This window comes from Streptococcus sp. 714 (assembly GCF_013277115.1).
Taxonomy (GTDB): Bacteria; Bacillota; Bacilli; order Lactobacillales; family Streptococcaceae; genus Streptococcus.
On the sequence record NZ_VMMH01000033.1, the window covers coordinates 1 to 800 of the forward strand.

General features: G+C 49.6%; 8 tRNA genes. All 8 read right to left on the minus strand.

The features are described from left to right. Positions 1 to 61: 61 nt before the first annotated feature. Positions 62 to 149 (minus strand) — tRNA-Ser (locus HT718_RS09140). Between the two features lie 6 nt (positions 150 to 155). Further along, positions 156 to 229 (minus strand) — tRNA-Ile (locus HT718_RS09145). A 34-nt stretch (positions 230 to 263) separates the two neighbouring features. After that, positions 264 to 334, minus strand: a tRNA-Gly gene (locus HT718_RS09150). A gap of 20 nt (positions 335 to 354) precedes the next feature. Then, a tRNA-Phe gene (locus HT718_RS09155) sits at positions 355 to 427 on the minus strand. 3 nt (positions 428 to 430) lie between these two features. Further along, positions 431 to 504, minus strand: a tRNA-Met gene (locus HT718_RS09160). A gap of 10 nt (positions 505 to 514) precedes the next feature. Further along, a tRNA-Ser gene (locus HT718_RS09165) sits at positions 515 to 604 on the minus strand. 12 nt (positions 605 to 616) lie between these two features. Further along, positions 617 to 690: transfer RNA gene (locus HT718_RS09170), tRNA-Ile, on the minus strand. A gap of 13 nt (positions 691 to 703) precedes the next feature. Then, a tRNA-Met gene (locus HT718_RS09175) sits at positions 704 to 777 on the minus strand. Positions 778 to 800: the final 23 nt, after the last annotated feature.

Genomic DNA, 800 nt, shown 5'->3' on the forward strand with positions numbered 1-800 from the left:
TTCAACCCACTACAGTTGATAATGAAGCGCAATAAAAAAGAGTTATAAACTCTCATTCAAACGGAGAATAAGGGATTCGAACCCTTGCGCCAGTTACCCGACCTAACGATTTAGCAAACCGTCCTCTTCAGCCTCTTGAGTAATTCTCCAATTAATGGGCACGAGTGGACTCGAACCACCGACCTCACGCTTATCAGGCGTGCGCTCTAACCACCTGAGCTACGCGCCCAAGTTAAAAACTTGGTAATTTGAACAAAGTTCAAAGCGGGTGACGAGAATCGAACTCGCGACAACAGCTTGGAAGGCTGTAGTTTTACCACTAAACTACACCCGCATACATACTATTAATAAAAATGGCGCGAGACGGAATCGAACCGCCGACACATGGAGCTTCAATCCATTGCTCTACCAACTGAGCTACCGAGCCTTATTGCGGGAGCAGGATTTGAACCTACGACCTTCGGGTTATGAGCCCGACGAGCTACCGAGCTGCTCCATCCCGCGTTAATAAAAAAGGAGGATGTGGGATTCGAACCCACGCACGCTTTTACACGCCTGACGGTTTTCAAGACCGTTCCCTTCAGCCGGACTTGGGTAATCCTCCATACTATTCAAATGGACCTTGTAGGACTTGAACCTACGACCACTCGGTTATGAGCCGAGAGCTCTAACCAGCTGAGCTAAAGGTCCAACAAGATCTTTATAGCGGCGAAGGGGATCGAACCCCCGACCTCCCGGGTATGAACCGGACGCTCTAGCCAGCTGAGCTACACCGCCATATATCGGGAAGACAGGATTCG